The organism is Citrobacter sp. LUTT5, from assembly GCF_009905315.1.
GTDB classification, from domain to species: domain Bacteria; phylum Pseudomonadota; class Gammaproteobacteria; order Enterobacterales; family Enterobacteriaceae; genus Citrobacter; species Citrobacter freundii.
In genome coordinates this window covers 2,617,439-2,640,220 of record NZ_CP047606.1, presented here as the reverse complement: position 1 = coordinate 2,640,220, position 22,782 = coordinate 2,617,439, and the positions used below count along the sequence as shown (strand labels likewise).

The window sequence follows — 22,782 nt, the reverse complement described above, 5'->3', positions numbered from 1 at the left end:
TACGCTAATCAAGTAAGCGTGGAATTTTGTCTGATCTTAACGAAAAGGGGAAGAGTTAAAAGCAGTTATCAATATAAATCGTGAGAGATTTTTGCTTTCAAGTGTGTAAAAATGCGCAATATCACTTTTTGTGTGGGAATAAAAAGGAGAAAACTTGATGAGCACCGATCTGAAATTTTCGTTAGTGACTACCATTATTGTTCTGGGTTTGATCGTCGCGGGTGGCCTGACCGCAGCGCTGCATTGATTTCCCCGAGGGAGTTAGCTCTCCCTCACTCTTTCCGCTCGTCTATCTCTTCTATTGTTTGCGAATAAGCAAAAGTCTTTTGCAATTTTGTTAACTTTATTAATTTTGCGATCAATGTCATGCTTTTGACTCTTATTTTATGTCGCGCCACGGCTCGACGTTACGGAGTCGCAATATGAAACTCAATTATCCTTTACTGGCGCTGGCGATCGGAGCGTTTGGCATTGGCACCACCGAATTTTCGCCAATGGGATTATTGCCCGTCATAGCCAAAGGTGTGGATGTCTCGATTCCGGCGGCCGGCATGCTGATCAGCGCCTATGCGGTAGGTGTGATGATAGGTGCACCGCTGATGACATTGCTGCTGTCTCATCGCGCGCGACGTAATGCTTTGATATTCCTGATGGCGATTTTCACGCTGGGTAATGTGCTTTCGGCTATCTCGCCGGATTACACCACGCTAATGCTATCGCGTATTTTGACCAGTCTTAACCATGGGGCCTTTTTTGGTCTCGGTTCAGTGGTTGCTGCCAGTGTTGTACCCAAACATAAGCAGGCCAGCGCCGTAGCAACGATGTTTATGGGGTTAACCATCGCCAATATTGGTGGCGTTCCGGCGGCGACATGGCTTGGTGAAACCATCGGTTGGCGCATGTCATTTATGGCCACTGCGGGTCTGGGCGTCATTGCTATGGTCAGCCTGTTCTTCTCCTTACCCAAGGGTGGAGCCGGAGAGCGCCCGGATGTTCGCAGCGAACTGGGGGTACTTATGCGCCCACAGGTGTTGTCGGCATTACTGACTACCGTACTGGGTGCTGGGGCGATGTTCACGCTTTATACCTACATCTCGCCAGTTCTGCATACTATCACTCATGCCACTCCGGCATTTGTTACCGGGATGCTGGTGTTGATAGGCATTGGTTTCTCGATCGGTAACTACTTTGGTGGCAAGTTTGCTGACCGTTCAGTCAACGGTACGTTGAAAGGCTTTTTACTGCTGCTGATGGTTATTATGCTGGCCATTCCTTTCCTTGCGCGTAATGAGCTGGGTGCGTCGATCAGTATGGTGGTCTGGGGCGCGGCGACGTTCGCGGTCGTTCCACCGTTGCAGATGCGTGTGATGCGCGTTGCCAGTGAAGCGCCAGGATTATCATCGTCAGTCAATATTGGCGCGTTTAATCTGGGGAACGCTCTGGGTGCAGCGGCCGGTGGGGCGGTGATATCAGGCGGCCTGGGCTACAGTTTTGTGCCAGTGATGGGGGCGATTGTGGCGGGTCTTGCGCTGCTGCTGGTGTTTATTTCCGCAAGAAGACAGCCAGAAGAGGCTTTCACGACCGCGAATTAATGCAAAAACGCAGAAGGAAGCCCTTCTGCGTTATCTTTTTTATGCTGCGAAGTTCTTCGCAACAAATTCCCAGTTCACCAGCGCCCAGAAATGTTCCAGGTAGCCAGGACGGGCATTGCGATAGTCGATGTAGTAGGCGTGTTCCCATACGTCAACGGTCATCAGCGGCGTCGCGTCGGTGGTCAGCGGAGTACCTGCGTTGGAGGTGGAGACGATAGCCAGTTTGCCATCAGTTCCTTTAACCAGCCAGGTCCAGCCAGAACCGAAGTTTTTGATAGCGGCATCGGTAAACTGCGCTTTGAAATCTGCAAAGCTGCCAAAGGAGGCGGCAATAGCATCGGCCAGTTTACCGGTTGGTTCGCCACCTGCGTTCGGTGCCAGGCAGTTCCAGTAGAACGTGTGGTTCCATACTTGTGCTGCGTTATTGAATACACCGCCTTCAGAGCTACGAACGATCTCTTCCAGTGATTTGCCTTCAAACGCCGTGCCTTTAATCAGATTGTTCAGATTGGTCACGTAGGTTTGATGGTGTTTGCCATAGTGATATTCCAGCGTTTCGGCAGAAATGTGCGGTGCCAGAGCATCTTTGGCATACGGTAATGCAGGTAATTCAAACGACATTGCTTCTCTCCTTATTATTTATATTGAGTACACACAATAGCCTCATTGTGAGTAAGGATAGGGTAGCAAATTGAAAGGTTATGCAAAAGAAGAACTTACCCTACAGCATGTTCTGTAGGGTAAGTTTTTAGCGAATTGTTTTTGGCGTCATTACCCGACGAGCGCCCACATAGTGGCGCTGCCAGTAATCTTCGCTCAGAGAGGTGATTTGAATTTCCTGCCCGCTACGCGGTGACTGAATAAACTTACCGTTTCCGACGTAGACGCCGACGTGATCGGCTGTTCCACGACCTTGGGTACGAAAGAAGACAAGATCGCCATTTTTCAGTTCGCCACGTTCAATCGGTGCGGCATCACGCAGATGATACATTTCGTTCGCGGTACGCGGAATGCGAAACTTCACCAGATCTTTATAGGCGTAATAAACCAGACCGCTGCAGTCAAACCCGGTTCTTGGCGAGGAGCCGCCCCAACGATAAGGTTTACCGATTTGGTTCATCAAGGTGGACATAGCGGTTTTAGTCGCTTTCTGAACTTTCACTTTATGGGCGTCAGCAAGCGTAGTTGGTGCAGTGGTTTTCACCTTCACACAGCGTGGTTTATGGCCTTTGCGCGGTGTGCATTTTTCAGTCCAGGTAACGGCTGCGGTTTGTGCTACGGCAGTTTTACCACGACGATTTGCAGTTTTAGTCGACTTTGCCGGAGTGGCAGTGCGTTTTTTAGAAGAGGAAGCGGTTTTGGTGCTGGTTTTACTGGTGGTTTTTGTCGCCGTTTTCTTGCTGGTCTTTGTTGTTTTTTGGCTGGTTGTTGCGCTTTTCTTTTTATCTACCGTTTTGATGGTGTGAGAATTGGTAGGTGTCGTCCTGGCCTGCTTGGAAGCATGAGCCATAGGCGTAAAGGGCAGTGTAGTAAAAAGTAAAGCACAGAGCGTGATCGAGATTCGGTTTATCCGCGCCACTGAGCAGTCCTCTGGTAAGGCAGGTCTATCGTGCCTGCGTGTGATTTTCAAAACTTGACGATTCTAATCTATAGAAAGAGGGAAAGTTAATAGCTTTTTTTGTTTAAAACTATGTTTCGTAACCGACCGCAAAAAAAAACATCAATTAACGTTGGAGTTGGTGAACAGATAATCAAATCCACATGTTTGAAGGGGATAAATGAGATTATGAATGCAACTTTTAGCGTCAGGGGATAAAATAATAACGCGTAATGAAAATGTTATTTTCCGTTGCCTGTCTGACCCGTTACAATGTCAGACTACTGCCGTAAAAGAAGTTTAAGGAAGCAAGATAATGAGCACCACTATCGAAAAAATCCAGCGCCAGATCGCTGAAAACCCGATTCTCCTGTACATGAAAGGTTCTCCTAAACTGCCAAGCTGCGGTTTCTCCGCTCAGGCTGTGCAGGCGCTGTCAGCCTGTGGTGAACGCTTTGCTTACGTTGATATTCTGCAGAACCCGGATATTCGCGCCGAACTGCCGAAATATGCAAACTGGCCAACTTTCCCACAACTGTGGGTTGATGGTGAGCTGGTTGGCGGTTGTGACATTTTGATCGAAATGTACCAGCGCGGTGAGTTGCAGCAGCTGATTAAAGAAACAGCTGCGAAATACAAAACCGAAGAGCCGGACGCTGAGTAATATCAGCAGAAGTAAAAAAGCGACCTGAAATGGTCGCTTTTTTTATGTCGCCGTTACGCTTCTTCAGGCACGGGAAGAGGCCAACCACCGAGACGTTTCCATCGGTTAACGATTTCGCAAAACAGCACGGCCGTACGTTCGGTGTCATACAGTGCCGAGTGTGCCTGATTCCCGTCAAACTCCATTCCCGCCGCCAGGCACGCTTTTGACAACACCGTTTGCCCCAATGACAGACCGCTTAATGCCGCCGTATCAAAGGTAACAAACGGATGAAACGGATTCCGTTTCAGCGAGGCGCGTTCTGCCGCTGCCATCATGAAACTGTGGTCGAACGTAGCGTTATGCGCCACCATGATTGCCCGATTGCAGCCGCTGTCTTTAATGCCTTTACGCACCATTTTGAAGATGGCATGCAGAGCGTCATATTCGCTGACCGCGCCGCGTAGCGGATTGTTCGGATCAATACCGTTAAAGGCGAGGGCCTCCGGCTGCAGATTCGCGCCTTCAAACGGCTCTACGTGGAAATGTAACGTCGTGTCCGGCATCAGCCAGCCTTGTTCATCCATTTTCAGTGTGATGGCTGCAATCTCAAGCAGCGCATCGGTTTTGGCATTGAACCCTGCGGTTTCGACATCAATGACGACAGGATAAAAACCACGAAAACGGTCACACAGACCGGAAAGTTGAGCGTTATCGGACATCTGGGTCTCTTAATACGGGAAAATTGCAGCGCGTATTATGGCAAAATGATGAGTATAAAACTACGGGCACAGACGATCTGCGCCCGAGGGGAGGTTTAGTCGCCCAGGCCGCGCCCGGCGTCTTTCTCTTCGATCAGCTCAATTTTATAGCCGTCCGGATCTTCAACGAACGCAATCACTGTGGTGCCGCCTTTTACCGGACCCGCTTCACGCGTTACGTTACCGCCATTCTGGCGAATACGTTCACAGGCTTCAGCCGCGTTGTCTACGCTCAGGGCGATATGGCCATAGGCAGTACCCAGCTCATACTTGTCGACACCCCAGTTATAGGTCAGTTCGATTACGGCTTCACTGGTTTCAGGACCGTAGCCGACAAAAGCCAGAGAGTACTTGTATTCAGGGTTTTCGCTGGTACGCAGCAGCTTCATGCCCAGCACGTTGGTATAAAACTCGATGGAACGCTGCAGGTCACCCACGCGCAGCATGGTATGGAGTAAACGCATCTTTTTCCCCTTCGAAAATGGCTAATACATTCAAAATGTTGTTTTAGTATAGCGGCGTTGTTACGCCGCTATCAATGGCAGAACGGAGATTGTGACGTTAGAGGGTAGGATAGTCGGTGTAACCTTCCGCGCCGCCGCCGTAGAAGCTCTCAGCACGTTGTGGATTCAGCTCCGCTTTGCGTTGCAGACGCGCCACCAGATCCGGGTTAGCAATATAGGCACGACCAAAAGCAACGGCGTCGATCAGACCTTTCTCGATCAGCGCTTCTGCCTTTTCAGGGGTGTAGGCACCAGCACCAATGATAGGACCGTGGAAGCGCGCGCGAACTTTTTCGCGGAACGCATCGGAATACGGCTCGCCACCGGCCCAGTCCGGCTCAGACATGTGCAGGTAAGCGATTCCACGCTTGCCCAATTGTTCAATCAGATACAGCGCATCGGCTTCTTCGTTCGGACCGTTGTCAACGTTCTGGAATGAGCCAATCGGGGAGACGCGAATACCAATACGATCGGCACCCCATTCTTTAATACCGGCATCAACCACTTCCAGCACAAGACGCGCACGATTTTCGACGCTACCGCCGTACTGATCGGTACGCTGATTAGAGGTTGGCGACAGGAACTGGTGCAGCAGGTAGCCGTGGGCAGAGTGCAGTTCAACCATGTCGAAACCCGCTTCGCGCGCGTTGGCTATCGCCTGACGGAAGTCATTAACGATGCCCGGAATCTCTTCGGTTTCCAGCGCACGTGGCATTGAGGTATCGGCACGCGTTGCCAGGCCGTTTTCATCGCGCAGCGAGGTGCGGGTTCCAGCACTAATCGCGGAAGGTGCAACTGGAGCTTGACCATTTGGCTGCAGACTGGCGTGAGAGATGCGTCCGGTGTGCCACAACTGGACAGCAATATGACCTTGCTCAGCGTGTACGGCAGCGGTGATTTTCTTCCATGCGGCAATTTGCGCTTCGCTGTGTAAGCCGGGTGCTCCGGCATAACCTTTCGCCTGTGCGGAAATCTGCGTCGCTTCGCTGATAATAAGACCCGCGCTGGCGCGTTGACGGTAATACTCGGCCATCAGCGGAGTAGGGATGTCGCCAGGCTCAATACTGCGCAGACGCGTCAGTGGCGCCATGAATACGCGGTTTGCTGCCGTAATGGCACCCACTTTCAGTGGGGAAAACAGTTTTTCAGATGACATGTGGTACTCCTGAATAGACCGGTCGTCTAGTAATAAGGGAAATAAAAACGCCTGTTAAACGGCAGGCGTTGTGATGATGTTTTTAACGTGCGCCAGCGCATTTTCCAGCGGAGTGGCGCTACGAGAAATCTTGGCCTGCAGGTTGGCGCCAAGCCACAGCGCATACAGTACCTGCGCCTGCTGTAACGGCTCGCCAACAAAAGACAGGCAATGGTTGGCCTGACCTTTCTCCAGCGCCTGCGCTAACAGCACAATAATGTGCCGCGCGCCTTTATCCATCGCTGTGCGCATATCTTCTGACAGATCGCACACTTCGGCAGACAGTTTTACAGTTAAACAGCCGCTAATAATGCCGTGCTGGCTAAACTGGTTCAGGGTTTCCTGATAGTAGGCCAGAATGCGGTCGCGGTAGTTTCCCGCTCCCGTATCAAAGTGCGTAGCCAGTCGCCGATGATAGGCCGCATAGTGGCGTTCCAGCATCGCGACACCGAACGCTTCTTTAGAGCGAAAGTAATGATAAAACGAACCTTTGGGTACTTCAGCGGTTTTCAGTAGTTCGCTTAAACCCATGCCGGTGAAGCCGCGCTGCATACACAGCAGTTCGCCAGTCGCCAGCAGATGTTCGCGTGTATCGTGTTCAGTGATTTTGTTCATGAAAAGGAGTGTAATAGACCAGTCGGTCTAATGCAATAGCGCTTGCGAGAAATTCAGTTAACGTCTTCAATAAGTATATCAATCTTACTAAAGGAGGGGATGTGGCCGAACAGCTGGAGTTTTTCCCCGTCCAGAGCCCATGCCGTGGAATATGTCAGTCTGATGAACGCGGATTTTGCCGTGGCTGTTTTCGCAGTCGGGATGAGCGTTTTAACTGGCAAAAGATGAGCGATGCCCAAAAGCAGGAAGTGATACGGCTTTGTCGTCAGCGCCTGATGCGTAAATTACGTGCGAACAAAGCCAACCCTTCGGAAGAACCGCAACAACCTTCACTCTTTTAAAAGCGTAATTGCGTATACTCGAGGCACATTCACTTAAAAGGAAGCTGCTATGGTTCAGCGTATTACTATTGCGCCGCAAGGCCCGGAATTTTCTCGCTTTGTGATGGGGTACTGGCGCCTGATGGACTGGAATATGTCCGTGCGCCAGCTAGTCAGCTTTATTGAAGAGCATCTGGATCTGGGCGTGACCACCGTCGATCACGCCGATATCTACGGTGGATACCAGTGTGAAGCGGCGTTTGGTGAGGCTATGAAACTGGCTCCGCATTTGCGTGAAAAAATGCAGATTGTGACCAAATGCGGGATCGCGACGACGGCGCGCGCGGAAAATGCGCTGGGCCATTACATTACCGACAGCGCGCATATTATTGCCAGTGCGGAAGAATCGCTGAAGCTGCTGGCGACCGATCATATTGATCTGTTGCTGATCCACCGCCCCGATCCGCTTATGGATGCTGACGACGTCGCCGACGCTTTCAAAAAATTGCACCACAGTGGCAAAGTGCGTCACTTTGGTGTCTCTAATTTCACCCCGGCACAGTTCTCATTGTTGCAATCGCGTCTGCCGTTTACGCTGGCGACCAACCAGGTTGAAATCTCTCCGGTACATCAGCCGCTCCTGCTGGATGGCACTTTAGATCAACTGCAGCAGTTGCGTATTCGTCCAATGGCCTGGTCCTGCCTCGGCGGCGGTCGCTTGTTTAATGACGATGCGTTCCAGCCATTACGAAATGAACTTGCCGCGATCGCAGAAGAGCTAAACGCGCAGTCTATTGAACAGGTGGTGTACGCCTGGATTTTACGTTTGCCGTCTCAGCCGCTGCCGATTATAGGCTCAGGAAAAATAGAGCGCGTACGCGCCGCCATTGAGTCTGAGACGCTGAACATGTCTCGCCAGCAATGGTTCCGCATTCGTAAAGCGGCACTGGGTTACGACGTACCTTAATCGCGTTTTTGGTGCATCTCCGTTCAAAATTGTGTCACTGGTTTACACTTAACAATCAGACACCTTTTGGACGGAGGTCTTATGAAGCGTTTGAGTTTGGCCATCATCACTCTACTCGCCTGTGCAGGTGCGCAGGCTGCCATTGAAGAAAAAGTGACGATGAATCTGGTCACGTCGCAAGGCGTTGGCCAGGCGATTGGTACGGTCACTATTGCTGAAACTGCAAAGGGGCTGGAGTTTTCGCCCGATCTGAAAGCGTTGCCGCCGGGAGAACATGGCTTCCATGTGCATATGAACGGCAGCTGCCAACCGGCGATTAAAGAAGGGAAAGCCTCAGCCGCGGAATCGGCTGGAGGCCATTATGATCCGCACCAAACCGGCAAACACGAAGGCCCGGAAGGCGCAGGTCATATGGGTGACCTGCCGCTGCTGGTGGTGAATAACGACGGAAACGCCACAACACCGGTCATTGCGCCGCGCCTCAAAACGCTCGATGAGGTTAAAGGCAAAGCGCTGATGATCCATGTGGGCGGCGATAATATGTCCGATCAACCGAAACCGCTTGGCGGTGGCGGAGCGCGCTACGCCTGTGGTGTTATCAAATAATCAACTACTGAGAGTGCCCGGCGGTGGCGCCTGTTCGAGTTGTGAAAGCGAGCAGTGTAGCCGCCAGACCAATGCCGATAACTCCTGTGCAGCAGGTTGATGATGGTGGGCAAGCGTATCGCAGATGCGTTGTAGCTCACTCAGCGTGGCATTCAGTGGTCGTTGCTGGACGCCACGTTCGCTCATTACATCGCGCAGCAGAGAGATACACACGTCCCTGACGCGAGCCAGCGGATCCGAACGCGCCTCCCAGGTGCGCAGTTGCCACACCACGTGCGAGCAGTTCAGCAATACGACCCCCCAACGTAATAACCAGCGTCGAGCCAGCGCATCCTGACTGCTGCTGAGCTGGCTGACGTGATGATAGGTCAGCGATTCAAATTCGTTTTCACTGAGTGATGGGTGTCGGCTGAGCTGATCGACAAAATCCCGGCGCAGGGCGCGAATATGGCGGCGACTTTTCCGTGCATCCGAACCGGGCCGCAGAATGGCGAAGGCCAGCCATGACAGCGCCACACCAGTGATTTTCGCCATATTGTCATTCAGGAAATCAGCAAAATCATATACCGGCGGATTGGTCACCGCGATAAACGAACCCATAAATACAATCAGTTGCCCCCAAAGACCTGCCAGCGCTGGCATTTGCAGCTTTAACAGTTGCATGGTGGCGAGTAGCGGGAAGAGAAAGAGAATGAATTGCCAGAGGTCGGAAATTTGCACCATCAGGCCAAACTTAACCACAAAGCTAAACAGCGACAGCAAAACCAGCGTGCGCATCAGCAAAGAAAGCGACTTGAACGGCGTGGCAACGGCGGAATACAGCACACTGCTGATGGCGGCGAGCGTGAGGGCGCCAGAGCCTGATTCCCATTGTGCGCCAATGCTCCATGCGCCGATAAGCATCAAAGTACAGAACGTACGTAACCCGCTCCAGATAGCTTCCGCATTATCGGTATGACGGGCAAGCCCCGGCGTGCGGACGATATTAATACGCTCGGCGGTAACGCCATTTTCCAGTAAATGCAGATAATGACTGCTGCGCAGGTAGAGCCGACAAAAATAACGCAGTCGTTGCCAGAAGGCGACGTGTCGATAGTCGCGTGCATCGACGGGTCGCAGTGGGGCAATAATACGTGCAACGGTGTAGCTATTAGCATTGGATTTTATCAGTTCGCTGAGCAACTGCTCGATAATTTCCCGGGTATTGGAAGGGGGATTAGGCCAGTTCAACAGCATCCTGCGCAGACTGGAAATCACGCTGGTCATCCTTAACTGTTGATGCAACAGCGAATTGAGCAAAGCATTTTGTCGGCGAAAACGGTAGTGGCTCCAGAACGCCTGAATACGCAGCAGGTTCATGGTAAGAATCTGACCGATAACACCTTCATGGGCTGTGCGAATGGCGTCCGTGGTTTCTGGTTGCCAGAGTAGGCTGGCATGTTCCAGTAAACGTGAATGCATGTTTTTCAATGCAGTCAGTAACGTGATGCCATCGGAGGTGCTGGGCAGGATCATCATCATCACACCGCCACACAAGATACCGACGATGACTTCACACACGCGTGCCTGCGCGATATCCCATAACTGCGTAATTTCCACGGTATTGACCATGGGAAACGCAATGATCGCCGCCGTATAACCCGCCAGTTGAAAGGCGTAGGCAACGTTATTGGTGAAATGCGCACAGGCCCAGGTACAAAAACCGATCCACACCGACATGCTCAGCAAGAACAACCACGGCTCATTAAGGGTATGACCGGCAATAATCAATGCGGCGGTGGCACCCAGTAAGCTACCCGCCACGCGACCCAGACTTTTGCTGATAACCCCTCCAACGGTGGGAAAACTGACTACCGCCGCTGAGGTCATCGCCCAATAGGGTTCGTCCAGATTCAGATAATAAGCAAAAGTTAACGCCAGACACATCGCAATGGTGTTACGCAGCGCATAACGCCACTGTGCCGCCGTGGCTTTAAACCACGGCAAATTGCCAGGTGTCAGGCGAGGTAGTTTCATTTACGCTGGCCGATGGATACGCTGCAGGTTGTACCTGATACCAGCGTGACATCCCGCGGCAGGGCGTCGAATTCGATGCGTACCGGGATACGCTGCGCCAGACGCACCCACGGCACGTTGGGCTTGATATCTGGAATCAGGCCGGAATCACTTTCCACACTTTGATCGTAGATAGCACGACCAATACTGGAAACGTGACCCTGTAACTTTATATCACCGCTGTAGAGCGTGATGAGGGCTGGTGCACCTTCGCGAATGTGGCGCAACTTAGTTTCTTCAAAATACCCCATTACATAAAAAGAGTGACTGTCGACGAGAGCAAACAGAGGTTTCCCGGTTGAAGCGTAGTCTCCGGGACGGGTTGAAAGATTGGTGACCCAGCCCGCTACGGGGGCTTTGACCACCGTTTGCGTCAATTGCCACTGTGCCTGACGCAGACTGGCCTCTGCTGCTTCAACACTCGCCTGCATGGCTTTCACGTTGAGATTTGCGGTATCCAGATCCTCGGCTGAGATGTAATTTTGCGATAAATGACGGCGGCGGTTGGCTTCGTTATTGGCTTTCGCCAGGTCAGACTGCGCTTTTGCAAGTTGCGCTTGCGCATTCAGTTCAGCAATGTGAAATGGTGTCTTGTCGATAATAAAAAGGACATCGCCTTTATTCACAAACTGGTTATCTTTTATATAGAGTTCGCTAATGCTACCTGACACCTGTGGCGTAATGCTGACCTGCTCAGCTCGCACTTTGCCATCACGTGTCCAGGGCGATTGCATATAGTAATTCCACATCCACCATCCGGCGAAAACTGCGATTGCAGCGACTATAATAGTGGAGAAGTATTTAACGGTTTTAAGCGACATAATCACCACGCTATCAGCATAACAAAGGCCAGACATACGCAAAGCGTAAAGAGTGACAGATCCATTAACAAGGGATGCCAGATTTCGCCAGAGTAAATCCAGTCGCGCAGTAGGCGATGAACAACCAACCAGAGAATAAAGCCTGCTACAATCGCCTTGAAAACAGGAGGGAAGTAGACAGATGCGCCGATCATTAAATCTTGTAGGGGCAATCCTGTTGCATTAAACATAAACTTCACGGGCAAAATCCTTGGCGGAAGAGAGCATTGCTGTAGGTTTAGCAAAAAAGAGACAATGAGTCTCCGTAACGCATGATGTCTGAAAAAATGTCAGCCGGTAAGCAAATTTGGCAATACATTTGTTTTGGGAATACAAATGCTGCACACTATTCTAAAATCAGCACAATAACTTAGCAAGCTAATTATAAGGAGATGAAATTGGAATCGCCATTAGGTTCTGATCTGGCACGGTTGGTGCGCATTTGGCGTGCTCTGATTGACCATCGCCTGAAACCTCTGGAGTTGACGCAGACGCATTGGGTTACGCTGCACAACATTCATCAGTTGCCGCCGGATCAATCGCAGATTCAGTTGGCTAAAGCGATTGGCATCGAGCAGCCTTCGTTGGTACGTACGCTTGACCAGTTAGAGGAAAAGGGACTCATTTCACGACAGACTTGCGCCAGCGATCGTCGGGCAAAGAGAATTAAACTGACAGAAAAAGCAGAGCCGTTGATCGCTGATATGGAAGCGGTTATCAACAAGACGCGTGGAGAAATTTTGGAAGGGATTTCAGCTGAGGAAATTGATCTGCTGATTAAACTGGTCGCCAGGCTGGAACACAATATTATTGAGCTGCAGTCACAGGGCTGAAGCAAAAAATGACGTGTGGCCAGGGTCTGACCACACGTGAATTTGATTAGCGTGGAGACACGGTAACCTGGCTGCCGTTGTTAGCCATAACAACGCGCTGGCCGGCTGAAAACTTGGTCGCACCCTGTTTCTGAACCACCATGATGGTATTACCATCATCCTTACGGATTTCCAGTTCCACACCCTGGGTTTTATTCATCGCACCTTGTACGCCTTGACCCGCTACGCCACCGGCAACTGCGCCTGCAGCCGTCGCTAATGAACGACCCGTACCGCCGCCGACGGTGTTACCGAGGAACCCGCCGAGTACCGCACCACCAATAGCACCAATCACGTTTGCGTCATCGCCACCCTGGATTTGCACCGGACGAACATGAACAATCGTACCGTAGGTAACGTTCTGAACTTGTTTCGCTTCGGATGCGGTATACACGTCACCTGAAAGGCTATCATTGTTAACGCAACCCGCTAAAGATACGCCCATTAATGAAACAATCAGCACACGTTTAATCATTTACAAATCTCCTTTGTCACCACGAAACGCTAATAAAGCACCCTTCATGGTTAAATTATATGGCATTTGTGAGCCTAAGATCACATGTTCTACTGGAACAATATGAAAATCTTAACCGAAATCGGATCAACCGAGTATAAACGAATCATTCATGTAATTGATGTAATTAAACGATCATTGTAATGATTAGCCACCAAAAATCATTAAGGAAGCATGGCATTAGTCGACACTTTATGGTTGAGTGTCAAGGCTAATTTGCTTAAAAGGATGACCTATGAAATCGGGCCGTTTTATCGGTGTAATGTCTGGAACCAGCCTTGATGGCGTCGATGTTGTGCTGGCGACAATAGATGAAACGATGGTTGCGCAGCAGGCGAGTCTGACCTGGCCCATCCCCATTCATGTTAAACAAGCGATTCTGGATATCTGCCAGGGGCAGCAGCTTACACTTTCTCAGTTTGGTCAGTTGGACGCACAGCTCGGTTATTTATTTGCTGAGGCAGTGAATGCGTTATTGGCGCAAGAAAAATTGAAACCGCAGGATATCGTTGCGATTGGTTGCCATGGGCAAACCGTGTGGCATGAACCGAACGGTGCTGCGCCACACACGCTGCAAATTGGCGATAACAACCAGATTGTTGCGCGTACAGGGATAACCGTAGTCGGCGATTTTCGTCGACGTGATATTGCCCTTGGCGGGCAGGGTGCACCGCTCGTTCCCGCGTTTCATCAGGCACTGCTGGCACATCCAACGGAACGGCGGATGGTGTTAAACATCGGCGGGATTGCCAATCTCTCTCTGCTTATTCCGCAACAACCCGTTCGCGGATACGACACCGGGCCGGGCAATATGCTGATGGATGCCTGGATCTGGCGGCAATGCGGTCAACCTTACGACAAAGATGCGCAGTGGGCCATTTCGGGAATGGTTATCCTGCCGTTACTGCAAAATATGCTTAACGACCCTTATTTCTCCGCGCCTGCGCCGAAAAGCACTGGTCGTGAGTATTTTAATTATGGCTGGATAGAACGTCATCTGGTGCAGTTCCCGGGGATTAGTCCGCGGGATGTGCAGGCGACGCTTGCCGAACTGACCGCGGTGACCATTTCAGAGCAGGTCTTGCTAAGCGGCGGTTGTGAACGGCTCATGGTCTGCGGTGGAGGAAGCCGTAATCCGCTGCTGATGATGCGTCTGGCGGCACTATTGCCGGGAACAGAGGTCACCTCAACTGATGAAGCCGGGATCAGCGGCGATGATATGGAAGCGTTAGCCTTTGCCTGGCTGGCGTGGCGGACACTGGCTGGATTACCTGGAAATCTGCCTTCTGTGACTGGCGCATCAGAGCCGAGCGTTTTAGGGGCGATTTATCCTGCTAACCCACGAACTCAGAGTTAACTGAAATTATTCAGCACCGTATGCCGGTAAACTAGGGATATTAGGGAGGGTGCCATTACCCTCCGGGACCAGGAAAGTCTTCAGGATATGGCTATGAAAAAACTATTGTTAGTGTGTCTGCCGGTACTGCTTAGCGGGTGTAGCGTGTACAACCAATTTGTTGAGCGTATGCAAACGGATACGCTCGAATACCGCTGCGACGAAAAACCACTTACCGTCAAGCTGAACAACACCCGCCAGACGGCAAGCTTTGTTTATGATAATCAGCTATTGAACCTCAAACAGGGCATGTCGGCATCAGGTGCGCGCTATACCGATGGGATCTACGTTTTCTGGTCTAAAGGCGACGAGGCAACGGTCTATAAACGAGACAGAATTGTGCTAAATAACTGTCAGTTACAGAACCCGAAGCGTTGAGATTTTCACCTGGGCGGCGCACAATAGCGTCACCCACTGACAATCCGTAGCCCAACATCATGTCTGATAACGACGAATTGCAGCAAATCGCGCATCTGCGCCGTGAATACACGAAAGGCGGTCTTCGCCGCCGCGATCTTCCCGCCGAACCCCTTGCGCTGTTTGAGCGCTGGCTGGGGCAAGCCTGTGACGCCAAACTGGCCGATCCCACCGCGATGGTCGTTGCGACCGTCGATGAAAATGGCCAGCCGTATCAGCGTATCGTGTTACTCAAACATTATGATGACAAAGGGCTGGTGTTCTATACCAACCTTGGCAGCCGAAAGGCGCATCAGATCGAGAAAAATCCACGCATCAGCCTTTTATTTCCCTGGCATACGCTGGAACGGCAGGTGATGGTGATCGGCAAGGCTGAGCGTCTCTCCACGTTAGAAGTAGTGAAATACTTCCACAGTCGCCCACGTGACAGCCAGATTGGCGCCTGGGTCTCTAAGCAATCCAGCCGGATCTCAGCTCGTGGTATTCTTGAAAGTAAATTTCTCGAACTGAAGCAGAAGTTTCAGCAAGGAGAAGTTCCGCTGCCCAGTTTCTGGGGCGGCTTTCGCGTGAGTATTGAGCAAATGGAGTTCTGGCAAGGTGGTGAAAACCGCTTACACGATCGTTTTTTATACCAACGCGAAGATAACGCGTGGAAAATTGATCGCCTGGCCCCCTAAAGATGCAAATTTCTTGTTTTAAGCGCTGGTGCTGATCAATCCGGCGCTTTATTCTATGTTTCTTTCGCATCAGGCGAAAAGTCGTGTACCGGCAAAGGTGCAGTCGTTTTATACATGGAGATTTTGATGGCAAGCAGTAACTTGATTAAACAATTGCAAGAGCGGGGGCTGGTGGCCCAGGTGACGGACGAGGAAGCGTTAGCAGAGCGACTGGCGCAAGGCCCGATCGCGCTCTATTGCGGCTTCGATCCTACCGCTGACAGCTTGCATTTGGGGCATCTGGTTCCATTGTTATGCCTGAAACGCTTCCAGCAGGCAGGCCATAAGCCTGTCGCACTGGTAGGTGGCGCAACCGGTCTGATTGGTGACCCGAGCTTTAAAGCCGCCGAGCGTAAACTGAATACCGAAGACACTGTGCAGGAGTGGGTGGATAAAATCCGCAAACAGGTTGCACCGTTCCTCGATTTCGACTGTGGCGACAACTCGGCGATTGCTGCGAACAACTACGACTGGTTTGGCGGTATGAACGTACTGACTTTCCTGCGTGATATCGGCAAACACTTCTCCGTTAACCAGATGATCAACAAAGAAGCGGTTAAGCAGCGTCTGAACCGTGACGATCAGGGGATCTCCTTTACCGAGTTTTCTTACAACCTGCTGCAGGGTTATGACTTTGCCTGCCTGAATAAGCTGCACGGCGTGGCACTGCAGATTGGTGGTTCTGACCAGTGGGGTAACATTACTTCGGGTATCGATTTGACCCGTCGTCTGCACCAGAATCAGGTGTTTGGTCTGACCGTACCACTTATTACTAAAGCTGATGGCACCAAATTCGGTAAGACGGAAGGCGGCGCAGTGTGGCTGGATCCGAAGAAAACCAGTCCGTACAAATTCTACCAGTTCTGGATCAACACCGCCGATGCGGACGTTTATCGCTTCCTGAAATTCTTCACTTTCATGGATATTGAAGAGATCAATGCGCTGGAAGAAGAAGATAAAAACAGCGGTAAAGCGCCGCGTGCCCAGTATGTTCTGGCCGAACAGGTTACGCGTCTGGTTCACGGTGAAGAAGGTCTGGTCGCGGCAAAACGCATTACCGAAAGCTTGTTCAATGGCAATCTCAGCGATTTGAGTGAAGCAGATTTCGAACAGCTGGCGCAGGATGGCGTGCCGATGATCGAGATGGATAAAGGTGCCGATTTGATGCAGGCGCTGGTAGACTCCGAGCTGCAACCTTCTCGCGGTCAGGCCCGTAAGACCATTGCGTCTAACGCGGTGACCATCAACGGTGAGAAGCAGTCCGATCCGGAATATTTCTTCCAGGAGAGTGATATCCTGTTCGGGCGCTATACCTTACTGCGCCGTGGCAAGAAGAACTATTGTCTGATTTGCTGGAAGTAAGATTGCGTTAGCAGGGGCGTGGGAAACTACGCCCCTTTATTTTTTCAGGGTTGTGATAAGTAAAATGAAGAATATCCTCGCCATCCAGTCCCACGTTGTTTTTGGCCATGCGGGCAACAGTGCAGCAGAATTTCCGATGCGTCGTCTTGGCGCAAACGTCTGGCCGTTGAATACCGTCCAGTTTTCAAACCACACGCAGTATGGCAAATGGACCGGTTGCGTTATGCCGCCGAGCCACCTGACTGAAATTGTCCAGGGCATTGCTGATATTGATAAACTCCAGACCTGTGACGCAGTACTGAGCGGCTATCTTGGCTCAGCTGAACAGGGCGAGCATATTCTGGGTATTGTACGTAAAGTAAAAGCGGCCAACCCGCAGGCAAAGTACTTTTGCGATCCGGTGATGGGACACCCTGAAAAGGGATGTATCGTAGCTCCGGGTGTGGCGGAATTTCATGTTCGTCATGCGCTTCCAGCTAGTGACATTATTGCCCCGAATTTGGTTGAGCTCGAAATTCTGTGTGAGCATGCGGTGAACAATGTTGATGAGGCTGTTGCGGCGGCGCGTGAACTGATCGCTCAGGGACCTGAAATTGTACTGGTGAAGCATCTGGCACGCGCAGGTATTAGCACCGACCGTTTCGAGATGCTGTTGGTCACCGCTGAACAGGCGTGGCATATCAGTCGCCCGCTGGTCGATTTTGGCGCACGTCAACCGGTTGGTGTGGGTGATGTTACCAGTGGCTTGTTGCTGGTGAAACTGTTGCAGGGCGCGTCTTTACAGCAGGCGCTTGAGCATGTGACTGCGGCAGTGTACGAAGTGATGATCGCCACTAAAGAGATGCACGAGTATGAGCTGCAGGTGGTGGCCGCGCAGGATCGCATCGCCAAGCCTGAACACTACTTCAGCGCAACGCAGCTGTAATAAATGCCCGATGGCGTTCACGCTTATCGGGCATATTTTTAGCTGTAGGCCGGGCAAGCGCAAGCACCACCCGGCAACAACAATTAATTTAACCCTTCTGCTTTAAGCGCCGCGGCAACCGCCGGGCGTTCAGCCATACGCGCCATATACGCGTCGATATGGCTTAATCCTGCCATATTCAGCTTAACCGCATAGGCCCAACGCAGTACGGTAAACAGGTAGGCATCGGCGATGCTGAAGCGCGGGCCGCAGATCCATTGGTTATCTTTTAGCGAGTCGTTCACATACTGCATTTTTTTCTCCAGCAGCGCGCGAACGGTTGGCTTGAAGTCTTCCGGCGTATCGGGACGGAACAGTGGCGTAAAGCCTTTATGCAGTTCTGTCGCAATGTAGTTAAGCCATTCGATGGTTTTGTAACGGGAGAGGCTGCTGGTAGGGGCAAGGAGCTGACGGTCTGGCACGCTGTCCGCCAGATATTGCATGATGGCGACACCTTCGGTAAGTAGCGTACCGTCATCCAGCAGCAGTGCGGGAACTTGCCCTTTTGGGTTTACCGCGAAAAAATCATCGCCATTTTCCAGACGTTTCTTCATCAGATCAACACCATCCAGCGTGAAATCTTTACCGCTCTCACGAAGTGTGATGTGGGAAGCGAGAGAACAAGCGCCCGGTTTGTAGAACAGTTTCATCGGTAACTCCTTTTGGCTGAGGTATATCGTATGGTAGTGCTACCTCATGCAAAAAAAAAGCCGCTAACAACAGTTAGCGGCCTGAAAATGAGTTTCCCTGAGAATTACGCTGTCGCGGCCTTAGAGGCTTTCTCATCGGCTTCGTCATCCTGAGTCATACGGTTCAGTTTCGGAGCCGTCAGCAGCATCAGAACAGCGATAACAGCCGTCGCAACACCAATCTGCAGGAACACACGACCGTAGACTTCAAGGGACATCAGCGGGTCAGTCACATTCTCTGGTACAGCCATCATGTTAGCGACGTAGCCACCGATGATGTTTGCACCGGCAGTGGTCAGGAACCAGCTACCCATGATGAAGCCCATCAGGCGTTGCGGAACCAACTGTGCCACCATTGCCAGACCCAGACCGGAGATCATCAGCTCACCGATACTTTGCAGGCCATAGCAGATAATCAGCCAGTTAACGGAAACGATGCCCGCATCGGTAGCGAATTTCGCGCCCAACGGCAGGATCAGGAATGCACCAGAACACAGCACCATACCAATCGCAAACTTGGTCGGCATCGGCAGGGTATCGCCCATCTTGTTATAGATAGCGGCGAGGATTGGGCTACCAATGATGATCCAGAACGGGTTCAGTGCCTGGTACTGTTCAGGTTCGAAAGCAATGCCAAGAATAGAGTGCTCAACGTTACGAATCGCAAAGAAGTTCAGCGAGGTCGGCATCTGGCTGTACAGCACGAAGAAGATAATCGCTTCCAGCATCAGAATGAAGGCGACGATCATTTTACGACGCGCAGCACCTTTCATGGTGAAGGCTTCTTTACCGAAGATAAACACGATACCGATAGCAATTACACCCAGAACCATACGTGCGATCTGCTGGTTGTGCAGCAGCCAGGTCGCAATCGCGATCAGAACCACAACGCCAACGATAGTCAGCAGCAGGTTACGGAAGTTGATTGGTTCAAAGTCAGGTTTAGAACCGTATTGTTTAACCCAGCGCTGACAGAATGCGAAGTTAACAACGGTAATCAGCATACCCACGACGCTCAGCGCGAACGCAGTGCTCCAGCCGTAACGCGCAGCTAACCATGGCGTTGCCAGCATAGAGAAGAATGAACCGATGTTGACGGACATGTAGTACATGGTAAATGCACCATCAAGACGCGGGTCATCTTTGGCATAGCAGGTAGAGAGCAGGGAGGATGGGTTTGCTTTAAACAGGCCGTTACCGACCGCGATAGCCGCCATGCCCATATAAACGATACCCGCATCGTGACCGGACCATGCTACCAGCGCATAACCAATGGCCAGGACAACGGCACCCAGCATAATGACGCGTTTTGTACCCAGAACTTTATCACCTAACCAGCCGCCAATCGCAACCAGGCCATATACCAGGGCGCTAAAGGACGAGAAAAGGGTGATGGAATCCGCTTCTGACATGCCCAGTTGTTTAACCAGGTAGACGGCCATGATCCCTTGCAGGCCGTAATAACCAAAACGTTCCCACAGCTCAATAGAGAAAATGAGATAGAACGCTTTTGGTTGTTTGAAGGCGTTTAAACTTACGCTTTCTGTTGGTTTATTGTTTGCAGTAGACACTTTTACCTCTTTTTTTACATCCCATATCAACGGGGGTGTTCAGGTACGTGATGAGTCAAGTTCATCCGTCCGATTGTTATAGTGGGAGGGGAAACGGCAAGTAATGTTCACTATCTTGACCATTCAGACAAGTGGTTTGTAATAATCTGTTACATATATCATGACTGGTGAAATCGTCGGGGCTGCGAAATGTTATCTAGCGTTAAATTTCTTCATTTGTAAAATGGCAGATTTTTACACTGTTTAATCACCGCTAAAACCGGAATGTGGCGATATGTTCTGCTATTTAAGGTTGAATCCAGTGATATAGGCCATTATCTGAAAAATAGGCAGTGTAATGTTTTGTTTATAAACTGTGCAGTTAGGTCATCTAATTGTCACCTTAACTAAAAAATAAAAACTTATTAACATTGTGTTAGCTGGATGATCTGGATCACGTATAGATAGAAATTTCTTTTGCTAAAAAAACGATTAACCTGCTCAGGTGTTAATTAACAAGAATATTGCATTAGATTTGAGCAATTGAATGGCATCATTGTCGGGAAAAGAAACATTGGGGAGTGCATAACTAAACGTTATGTATGTATGGGGCAAAGAGGATGCCCCGGCAGCATTAGATATCGACTTTCTCTTTGAATTCGCAGAGATCTTCGATGATACAGGAACCACAACGTGGCTTTCTGGCTATACAGGTGTAGCGGCCATGAAGAATTAACCAGTGGTGGCAATCGACTTTAAATTCACTGGGTACGACTTTCAGTAGCTTTTCTTCTACCTGCTCGACGTTTTTACCTGGGGCGAATTGTGTCCGGTTACATACCCGGAAAATGTGGGTATCTACGGCAATAGTGGGCCAGCCAAAGGCGGTATTTAACACCACATTAGCCGTCTTGCGCCCAACGCCGGGGAGAGCTTCTAACGCAGCACGGTCTTCAGGCACTTCACCATTATGTTGTTCCAGCAGAATGCGGCAGGTTTTAATTACGTTTTCCGCTTTGCTGTTAAACAAACCGATTGTCTTGATGTAGGACTTAACACCTTCAACTCCGAGCTCCAGCATCGCAGCAGGCGTATTGGCGACGGGGTATAGTTTAGCCGTCGCTTTATTGACGCTGACATCGGTGGCCTGAGCGGATAGCAAGACCGAAATCAGCAGTTCAAACGGCGATGTAAAATTAAGCTCGGTTGTCGGATGCGGGTTGTTATCCCGCAGGCGAGTCAGTATTTCCAGACGTTTTGCTTTGTTCATGAGACATTCCCTGTTTCACCAGTTGGACTGTCCGCGACAGCCGCTTCGGCACGACGTTTCTTCATTCTCTCATCAATCAGGTACTTAACTGCCAGCATCAAGCCCAGACCAATAAACGCGCCTGGTGGCAGCATGGCCAGCAGAAACGGCGTATCAGTATGGAAGATCTCAACGCGCAATACTTTGGCCCAGCTACCCAACAAACCGTCTGCGCCATCAAACAGTGTACCGTTACCAATTATTTCGCGCAGCGAGCCCAGAACAAACATGGCGCCGGTCGCCCCCATACCGATGGAAAAACCATCGAGTGCGGATAATGCAGGGCCTTTTTTGGCGGCGAAGGCCTCTGCGCGGCCAACAACAATACAGTTGGTCACAATCAGTGGGATAAAGATGCCCAGAGACTGATACAGGCCAAAGGCATAGGCATTGATCAGCATCTGCACCGCACTCACCACGGAGGCGATGATCATGACATAAATTGGAATACGGATTTCAGGCGGAGTCCAGCGACGAAGGGCCGAAATCGTCAGGTTGGTCAGCGTCAGAACGAGCGTCGTCGCGAGCCCCAGCCCCAGCGCGTTAGTGGCGGTAGAGGTAACGGCCAACAGCGGACACATCCCGAGTAACTGCACAAGCGCGGAGTTATTTTTCCATAACCCCTGGACAATAACGTCTTTAATTTCGCTCATGGTTTATTCTCCACAGGCGCTAAGTTGAGGAAGCTGCGCGGGTAGCGTCTGCGCATACAAACCGGCGCGTTTTACTGCGTTCACTACCGCCCGCGGCGTAATGGTTGCGCCAGTAAACTGGTCAAAGTCGCCGCCGTCTTTTTTCACAGCCCAGTGGGCATCGTTACCCGTAGCGATCGTTTTGCCGCTAAAGTGGGTGATCCAGTCGGACAGTCGCAGTTCGATTTTATCGCCCAGTCCCGGGGTTTCATGATGCTCAGTTACCCGCGTACCCAACATGGTACCCGTAAAATCGACACCGACCAGCAGTTGAATCGCCCCGGAATACCCATCGGGCGCCGTAGCTTCAAGAATTGCTGCAACGGGACGGTCATCCTGGCGGGCAATATACACGCGGTGAGTACCTTTGCCCAATGCCTGCGCATTGACCAGATAACAGCTCTCAGACAAGTTATTATTGTAGCGATCGCCAGGTAGCACCTGATCGAACAGTGCTTTTTGCTGCAGCGCGGCCTGTTCATCAATGGTGGACTTGGTTAATTGATTGATTGCCGCGGTTAATCCCGTTGAACCAGCAGCAAACAGCGCCAGCGTAATACCGTGTTTACGAATCGTTTTCAGCATTG

The 22,782-nt window shown here is 51.0% G+C and carries 26 protein-coding genes and 1 pseudogene; 12 read left to right on the top strand and 15 right to left on the bottom strand.

Annotated elements, in window-relative coordinates; all coding sequences use genetic code 11:
• Positions 1-157 precede the first annotated feature (157 nt).
• Together cydH and GUC46_RS12625 are read left to right on the top strand one after the other, a co-directional pair.
• A complete protein-coding gene (gene cydH / locus GUC46_RS12630) occupies positions 158-247 on the top strand; it encodes a cytochrome bd-I accessory subunit CydH (protein ID WP_003029209.1) in 90 nt (29 codons plus the stop codon).
• Positions 248-422: 175 nt separating this feature from the next.
• Positions 423-1,592 (top strand): MFS transporter, encoded by a 1,170-nt coding sequence (locus tag GUC46_RS12625; RefSeq protein ID WP_130714681.1) that lies wholly within the window; start codon positions 423-425, stop codon positions 1,590-1,592.
• Between the two features lie 39 nt (positions 1,593-1,631).
• Here GUC46_RS12625 and sodB read toward each other — a convergent pair whose 3' ends face one another.
• Together sodB and GUC46_RS12615 are read right to left on the bottom strand one after the other, a co-directional pair.
• Positions 1,632-2,213, bottom strand: a complete 582-nt coding sequence (gene sodB / locus GUC46_RS12620; protein WP_003029205.1) for a superoxide dismutase [Fe] — start codon at positions 2,211-2,213, stop codon at positions 1,632-1,634.
• A gap of 127 nt (positions 2,214-2,340) precedes the next feature.
• Positions 2,341-3,171: a C40 family peptidase gene (locus GUC46_RS12615; protein WP_032935840.1), complete on the bottom strand. Its 831-nt coding sequence runs from the start codon at positions 3,169-3,171 to the stop codon at positions 2,341-2,343.
• Positions 3,172-3,505: 334 nt separating this feature from the next.
• Between GUC46_RS12615 and grxD the strand changes: the two genes are divergently transcribed.
• Positions 3,506-3,853: a monothiol glutaredoxin 4 gene (grxD, locus tag GUC46_RS12610; protein WP_003832760.1), complete on the top strand. Its 348-nt coding sequence runs from the start codon at positions 3,506-3,508 to the stop codon at positions 3,851-3,853.
• 53 nt (positions 3,854-3,906) lie between these two features.
• On the opposite strand, the gene rnt is transcribed toward grxD, so the two are convergent.
• From rnt to GUC46_RS12590, 4 genes are all read right to left on the bottom strand, one after another.
• Complete coding sequence (gene rnt, locus GUC46_RS12605) at positions 3,907-4,554, bottom strand: ribonuclease T (RefSeq protein ID WP_003029200.1); 648 nt, start codon at positions 4,552-4,554, stop codon at positions 3,907-3,909.
• A 95-nt stretch (positions 4,555-4,649) separates the two neighbouring features.
• The gene (gene gloA, locus GUC46_RS12600; protein ID WP_003029198.1) at positions 4,650-5,057 is read right to left on the bottom strand and encodes a lactoylglutathione lyase; all 408 of its coding nucleotides are present in this window, start codon (positions 5,055-5,057) and stop codon (positions 4,650-4,652) included.
• A 97-nt stretch (positions 5,058-5,154) separates the two neighbouring features.
• Complete coding sequence (locus tag GUC46_RS12595; protein WP_003029197.1) at positions 5,155-6,252, bottom strand: alkene reductase; 1,098 nt, start codon at positions 6,250-6,252, stop codon at positions 5,155-5,157.
• A 54-nt stretch (positions 6,253-6,306) separates the two neighbouring features.
• Positions 6,307-6,906, bottom strand: a complete 600-nt coding sequence (locus GUC46_RS12590) for a TetR/AcrR family transcriptional regulator (protein ID WP_044712345.1) — start codon at positions 6,904-6,906, stop codon at positions 6,307-6,309.
• A 101-nt stretch (positions 6,907-7,007) separates the two neighbouring features.
• Between GUC46_RS12590 and GUC46_RS12585 the strand changes: the two genes are divergently transcribed.
• From GUC46_RS12585 to sodC, 3 genes are all read left to right on the top strand, one after another.
• The gene (locus GUC46_RS12585) at positions 7,008-7,247 is read left to right on the top strand and encodes a DUF1289 domain-containing protein (protein ID WP_160180242.1); all 240 of its coding nucleotides are present in this window, start codon (positions 7,008-7,010) and stop codon (positions 7,245-7,247) included.
• Between the two features lie 49 nt (positions 7,248-7,296).
• Positions 7,297-8,193: an aldo/keto reductase family oxidoreductase gene (locus GUC46_RS12580; protein WP_044712347.1), complete on the top strand. Its 897-nt coding sequence runs from the start codon at positions 7,297-7,299 to the stop codon at positions 8,191-8,193.
• Positions 8,194-8,274: 81 nt separating this feature from the next.
• Positions 8,275-8,799: a superoxide dismutase [Cu-Zn] SodC gene (gene sodC / locus GUC46_RS12575; protein ID WP_003029187.1), complete on the top strand. Its 525-nt coding sequence runs from the start codon at positions 8,275-8,277 to the stop codon at positions 8,797-8,799.
• Here sodC and GUC46_RS12570 read toward each other — a convergent pair.
• The 3 genes and pseudogenes from GUC46_RS12570 to GUC46_RS12560 all read right to left on the bottom strand — a co-directional run bounded on the left by GUC46_RS12570 (position 8,775) and on the right by GUC46_RS12560 (position 11,914).
• Positions 8,775-10,815 (bottom strand): annotated as a pseudogene (locus tag GUC46_RS12570) (FUSC family protein). The gene sodC and the pseudogene GUC46_RS12570 sit on opposite strands and share 25 nt — an antisense overlap.
• On the bottom strand, positions 10,812-11,675 hold the full coding sequence (locus tag GUC46_RS12565; protein ID WP_003836440.1) for an HlyD family secretion protein: 864 nt from the start codon (positions 11,673-11,675) through the stop codon (positions 10,812-10,814). The pseudogene GUC46_RS12570 and the gene GUC46_RS12565 overlap by 4 nt, the downstream one beginning before the upstream one ends.
• Before the next feature lie 2 nt (positions 11,676-11,677).
• On the bottom strand, positions 11,678-11,914 hold the full coding sequence (locus GUC46_RS12560; protein WP_003029180.1) for a DUF1656 domain-containing protein: 237 nt from the start codon (positions 11,912-11,914) through the stop codon (positions 11,678-11,680).
• Between the two features lie 192 nt (positions 11,915-12,106).
• On the opposite strand from GUC46_RS12560, the gene slyA reads away from it, so the two are divergent.
• On the top strand, positions 12,107-12,547 hold the full coding sequence (gene slyA, locus GUC46_RS12555) for a transcriptional regulator SlyA (RefSeq protein WP_019076732.1): 441 nt from the start codon (positions 12,107-12,109) through the stop codon (positions 12,545-12,547).
• A 46-nt stretch (positions 12,548-12,593) separates the two neighbouring features.
• Here slyA and slyB read toward each other — a convergent pair whose 3' ends face one another.
• Positions 12,594-13,061: an outer membrane lipoprotein SlyB gene (gene slyB, locus GUC46_RS12550; RefSeq protein ID WP_003029175.1), complete on the bottom strand. Its 468-nt coding sequence runs from the start codon at positions 13,059-13,061 to the stop codon at positions 12,594-12,596.
• 274 nt (positions 13,062-13,335) lie between these two features.
• Here slyB and anmK point away from each other — a divergent pair, with 274 nt between their 5' ends.
• The 5 genes from anmK (at position 13,336) to pdxY (ending at position 17,916) form a co-directional block, all read left to right on the top strand.
• A complete protein-coding gene (anmK, locus tag GUC46_RS12545; RefSeq protein WP_003029171.1) occupies positions 13,336-14,457 on the top strand; it encodes an anhydro-N-acetylmuramic acid kinase in 1,122 nt (373 codons plus the stop codon).
• Between the two features lie 87 nt (positions 14,458-14,544).
• Positions 14,545-14,874, top strand: coding sequence for a C-type lysozyme inhibitor (mliC, locus tag GUC46_RS12540; protein ID WP_003836435.1), 330 nt, complete (start codon positions 14,545-14,547; stop codon positions 14,872-14,874).
• A 59-nt stretch (positions 14,875-14,933) separates the two neighbouring features.
• Complete coding sequence (gene pdxH, locus GUC46_RS12535) at positions 14,934-15,590, top strand: pyridoxamine 5'-phosphate oxidase (RefSeq protein ID WP_003029169.1); 657 nt, start codon at positions 14,934-14,936, stop codon at positions 15,588-15,590.
• A 126-nt stretch (positions 15,591-15,716) separates the two neighbouring features.
• On the top strand, positions 15,717-16,991 hold the full coding sequence (tyrS, locus tag GUC46_RS12530; protein WP_003029168.1) for a tyrosine--tRNA ligase: 1,275 nt from the start codon (positions 15,717-15,719) through the stop codon (positions 16,989-16,991).
• A gap of 64 nt (positions 16,992-17,055) precedes the next feature.
• Positions 17,056-17,916, top strand: a complete 861-nt coding sequence (gene pdxY / locus GUC46_RS12525; RefSeq protein WP_003843540.1) for a pyridoxal kinase PdxY — start codon at positions 17,056-17,058, stop codon at positions 17,914-17,916.
• 83 nt (positions 17,917-17,999) lie between these two features.
• Here pdxY and gstA read toward each other — a convergent pair whose 3' ends face one another.
• The 5 genes from gstA to rsxG all read right to left on the bottom strand — a co-directional run bounded on the left by gstA (position 18,000) and on the right by rsxG (position 22,780).
• Positions 18,000-18,605, bottom strand: a complete 606-nt coding sequence (gstA, locus tag GUC46_RS12520) for a glutathione transferase GstA (protein ID WP_003029164.1) — start codon at positions 18,603-18,605, stop codon at positions 18,000-18,002.
• A gap of 104 nt (positions 18,606-18,709) precedes the next feature.
• Positions 18,710-20,215, bottom strand: coding sequence for a dipeptide/tripeptide permease DtpA (dtpA, locus tag GUC46_RS12515; RefSeq protein ID WP_003843542.1), 1,506 nt, complete (start codon positions 20,213-20,215; stop codon positions 18,710-18,712).
• 613 nt (positions 20,216-20,828) lie between these two features.
• Complete coding sequence (gene nth / locus GUC46_RS12510; protein ID WP_003029161.1) at positions 20,829-21,464, bottom strand: endonuclease III; 636 nt, start codon at positions 21,462-21,464, stop codon at positions 20,829-20,831.
• The gene (locus GUC46_RS12505; protein ID WP_003843545.1) at positions 21,461-22,156 is read right to left on the bottom strand and encodes an electron transport complex subunit E; all 696 of its coding nucleotides are present in this window, start codon (positions 22,154-22,156) and stop codon (positions 21,461-21,463) included. Before GUC46_RS12505 ends, nth begins: the two co-directional genes overlap by 4 nt.
• A 3-nt stretch (positions 22,157-22,159) precedes the next feature.
• Positions 22,160-22,780: an electron transport complex subunit RsxG gene (gene rsxG, locus GUC46_RS12500; protein ID WP_130714678.1), complete on the bottom strand. Its 621-nt coding sequence runs from the start codon at positions 22,778-22,780 to the stop codon at positions 22,160-22,162.
• Between the last annotated feature and the right edge of the window lie 2 nt (positions 22,781-22,782).

What these genes read in the sequence shown, in the direction of transcription:
- cydH (WP_003029209.1), top strand. Translation starts at nt 158, where the DNA reads ATGAGCACCGATCTGAAATTTTCGTTAGTGACTACCATTATTGTTCTG.
- GUC46_RS12625 (WP_130714681.1), top strand. Translation starts at nt 423, where the DNA reads ATGAAACTCAATTATCCTTTACTGGCGCTGGCGATCGGAGCGTTTGGC.
- sodB (WP_003029205.1), bottom strand. Translation starts at nt 2,213, where the DNA reads ATGTCGTTTGAATTACCTGCATTACCGTATGCCAAAGATGCTCTGGCA.
- grxD (WP_003832760.1), top strand. Translation starts at nt 3,506, where the DNA reads ATGAGCACCACTATCGAAAAAATCCAGCGCCAGATCGCTGAAAACCCG.
- rnt (WP_003029200.1), bottom strand. Translation starts at nt 4,554, where the DNA reads ATGTCCGATAACGCTCAACTTTCCGGTCTGTGTGACCGTTTTCGTGGT.
- gloA (WP_003029198.1), bottom strand. Translation starts at nt 5,057, where the DNA reads ATGCGTTTACTCCATACCATGCTGCGCGTGGGTGACCTGCAGCGTTCC.
- GUC46_RS12595 (WP_003029197.1), bottom strand. Translation starts at nt 6,252, where the DNA reads ATGTCATCTGAAAAACTGTTTTCCCCACTGAAAGTGGGTGCCATTACG.
- GUC46_RS12590 (WP_044712345.1), bottom strand. Translation starts at nt 6,906, where the DNA reads ATGAACAAAATCACTGAACACGATACACGCGAACATCTGCTGGCGACT.
- GUC46_RS12580 (WP_044712347.1), top strand. Translation starts at nt 7,297, where the DNA reads ATGGTTCAGCGTATTACTATTGCGCCGCAAGGCCCGGAATTTTCTCGC.
- sodC (WP_003029187.1), top strand. Translation starts at nt 8,275, where the DNA reads ATGAAGCGTTTGAGTTTGGCCATCATCACTCTACTCGCCTGTGCAGGT.
- GUC46_RS12565 (WP_003836440.1), bottom strand. Translation starts at nt 11,675, where the DNA reads ATGTCGCTTAAAACCGTTAAATACTTCTCCACTATTATAGTCGCTGCA.
- slyA (WP_019076732.1), top strand. Translation starts at nt 12,107, where the DNA reads ATGAAATTGGAATCGCCATTAGGTTCTGATCTGGCACGGTTGGTGCGC.
- slyB (WP_003029175.1), bottom strand. Translation starts at nt 13,061, where the DNA reads ATGATTAAACGTGTGCTGATTGTTTCATTAATGGGCGTATCTTTAGCG.
- anmK (WP_003029171.1), top strand. Translation starts at nt 13,336, where the DNA reads ATGAAATCGGGCCGTTTTATCGGTGTAATGTCTGGAACCAGCCTTGAT.
- mliC (WP_003836435.1), top strand. Translation starts at nt 14,545, where the DNA reads ATGGCTATGAAAAAACTATTGTTAGTGTGTCTGCCGGTACTGCTTAGC.
- pdxH (WP_003029169.1), top strand. Translation starts at nt 14,934, where the DNA reads ATGTCTGATAACGACGAATTGCAGCAAATCGCGCATCTGCGCCGTGAA.
- tyrS (WP_003029168.1), top strand. Translation starts at nt 15,717, where the DNA reads ATGGCAAGCAGTAACTTGATTAAACAATTGCAAGAGCGGGGGCTGGTG.
- pdxY (WP_003843540.1), top strand. Translation starts at nt 17,056, where the DNA reads ATGAAGAATATCCTCGCCATCCAGTCCCACGTTGTTTTTGGCCATGCG.
- gstA (WP_003029164.1), bottom strand. Translation starts at nt 18,605, where the DNA reads ATGAAACTGTTCTACAAACCGGGCGCTTGTTCTCTCGCTTCCCACATC.
- nth (WP_003029161.1), bottom strand. Translation starts at nt 21,464, where the DNA reads ATGAACAAAGCAAAACGTCTGGAAATACTGACTCGCCTGCGGGATAAC.
- GUC46_RS12505 (WP_003843545.1), bottom strand. Translation starts at nt 22,156, where the DNA reads ATGAGCGAAATTAAAGACGTTATTGTCCAGGGGTTATGGAAAAATAAC.
- rsxG (WP_130714678.1), bottom strand. Translation starts at nt 22,780, where the DNA reads ATGCTGAAAACGATTCGTAAACACGGTATTACGCTGGCGCTGTTTGCT.